Genomic DNA, 2,627 nt, shown 5'->3' with positions numbered 1-2,627 from the left:
GCTGCCGACCCCGTACGTCAGCCCGACGAGATAGCGGGCCTGCGCGGCCGGCGCCTGCCGGAACGCATACGTGGACAGTTCGTTCGCGACGATCGGTTCATAGGTCGACTGCTCGATGCTGTGCTTCTGCGCATCGCTGCGCGTGAACGCATAGGTGCGTGTCGCGTCGCTGCCGCTCCAGTCGGAGAAGGCCGTGACCTGGGTCGTCACGTAGCTGGTACAGCCGGTCAGCAGCGCCACGCACAGCACCGCCGCCCAGCCCGCACCGCGTTGAATCCAATCGCGTTTCATGTTGATCCTCTTCGATCCGTCACCCGTTCGTCGCACCACGCGAACCGTAACGGGATGCCGATAATACGCGGACTCCCGGAACCGGTAAAAAGTTCGCCCGGCACGCGGCCGCAAGCCTTTGTACAATGGCCCGGTTCGCCCGGCCCGTGCCGCGGGCGCGTCCCCCACTCCACCGATCTCGACGACCATGTCCGACAACGCCTCCTCCACCGTGATCCGCCGCGCCGACTACACGCCGCCGGCCTTCCTCATCGATTCCGTTGCGCTCGAATTCGATCTCGCGCCGGCCCGTACGATCGTCAGGAATACGATGCGCGTGCGCCGCAATCCGGACGCCGCGCCCGCGCCGCACCTGGAGCTGATGGGCGAAGCGCTCGAATTCGTCGGCGCATGGCTGGATGGCACGCCGCATGGCGCCGTGCGTGCGCACGAACACGGGCTGACCGTCGAGAACGTCCCCGACGCTTTCGAGCTGACGCTCGAAAGCGCCTGCGCACCCGACCAGAATACGACGCTGTCGGGCCTCTATGTGTCGAGCGGCAACTTCTTCACGCAATGCGAAGCCGAAGGTTTCCGCCGCATCACCTACTTCCTCGACCGCCCGGACGTGATGGCGTCGTACACGGTGACGCTGCGCGCCGATCAGGCCGCCTACCCGGTGCTGCTGTCGAACGGCAACCTCGTCGATTCCGGCGACCTGCCCGACGGCCGCCACTTCGCGAAGTGGGAAGACCCGTTCCGCAAGCCGAGCTACCTGTTCGCGCTGGTCGCGGGCAAGCTCGTCGCAATCGAGGAAAAGATCACGACCGGCTCGGGCAAGGAAAAGCTGCTGCAGGTGTGGGTCGAGCCGGCCGATCTCGACAAGACGCGTCATGCAATGGATTCGCTGATCCACTCGATTCGCTGGGACGAGAAGCGCTTCGGCCTCGAGCTCGATCTCGACCGCTTCATGATCGTCGCGGTCGGCGACTTCAACATGGGCGCGATGGAAAACAAGGGGCTCAACATCTTCAACACGAAGTACGTGCTGGCGAACCCCGAGACCGCGACCGACACCGACTTCGCGAACATCGAATCGGTGGTCGGCCACGAGTACTTCCACAACTGGACCGGCAACCGCGTGACCTGCCGCGACTGGTTCCAGCTGAGCCTGAAGGAAGGCCTGACGGTGTTCCGCGACCAGGAATTCTCGGCCGACATGGCCGCGGGCGACGCCATCGAATCGGCGGCCCGCGCGGTCAAGCGCATCGAGGACGTGCGCGTGCTGCGCCAGTTGCAGTTCGCCGAGGATGCGGGCCCGATGGCCCACCCGGTGCGCCCGGAGAGCTACGTCGAGATCAACAACTTCTACACGATGACCGTCTACGAGAAAGGTTCGGAAGTCGTGCGGATGTACCAGACGCTGTTCGGCCGTGACGGCTTCCGCAAGGGGATGGACCTGTACTTCAAGCGCCACGACGGGCACGCGGTGACCTGCGACGACTTCCGTCACGCGATGGCCGACGCGAACGGGCGCGACCTCGCGCAGTTCGAGCGCTGGTACAGCCAGGCCGGCACGCCGCGCGTGTCGGTGCGCACCGCGTACGATGCAGCCGCGCGCCGTTATACCGTCACGCTCGCGCAGGGTTACGGCGACGCATCGCCGGCCGCGCGCGAAACGCAGCAGGGGCCGCTGCTGATTCCGTTCGCGATCGGCCTGATCGGCCGCGACGGCCGCGACCTGCCGCTGCATCTCGACGGCGAAGCCGCCGCCGCAGGCACGACGCGCGTGCTCGACTTCACCGACACCGAGCAGACCTTCACGTTCGTCGACGTGCCGGAACAACCGCTGCCGTCGCTGCTGCGCAACTTCTCGTCGCCGGTGATCGTCGAGTACGACTACAGCGACGACGACCTCGCGTTCCTGCTCGCGCACGACAGCGATCCGTTCAACCGCTGGGAAGCCGGCCAGCGCCTCGCGACGCGCGCGCTGCTGACGCTCGCCGCGCGTGCGGCCGCGAACGAGCCGCTCACGCTCGGCGAGAACTTCGTCGCCGCATTCCGCCGCGTGCTGACCGACGCAACGCTGTCGCCGGCGTTCCGCGAACTCGCGCTGACGCTGCCGTCGGAAACCTACCTCGCCGACCAGATGGCGGAAGCCGATCCGGCCGCCGTCCATCGCGCGCGCCAGTTCGTGCGCCGTCAGCTCGCCACCGCGCTGCGCGCGGAATGGCTCGCCGCATACAAGCAGCACCAGACGCCCGGCGCCTACGAACCGACGCCGGAGGCCTCCGGCCGCCGCGCGCTGAAGAACCTCGCACTCGCGTATCTCGCCGAGCTCGAGGATCCGGCCGATG

General features: G+C 67.1%; 1 protein-coding gene and 1 pseudogene. One reads left to right on the top strand and one right to left on the bottom strand.

Going from position 1 to position 2,627, the window contains the following annotated elements; translation table 11 throughout:
* Nucleotides 1-417: pseudogene (locus tag JYJ84_RS33690) on the bottom strand (DUF4136 domain-containing protein); the annotation flags it as partial.
* Nucleotides 418-478: 61 nt separating this feature from the next.
* On the opposite strand from JYJ84_RS33690, the gene pepN reads away from it, so the two are divergent.
* A partial coding sequence (pepN, locus tag JYJ84_RS33685; RefSeq protein ID WP_205190061.1) for an aminopeptidase N occupies nt 479-2,627 on the top strand: 2,149 nt, incomplete at its 3' end.

Origin of the sequence: Burkholderia sp. LMG 13014, from assembly GCF_905232215.1 — a bacterium.
Classification (GTDB): domain Bacteria; phylum Pseudomonadota; class Gammaproteobacteria; order Burkholderiales; family Burkholderiaceae; genus Burkholderia.
The sequence above is the reverse complement of the archived record's forward strand: the minus strand, read 5'-3'. Positions and strand labels throughout refer to the sequence as shown.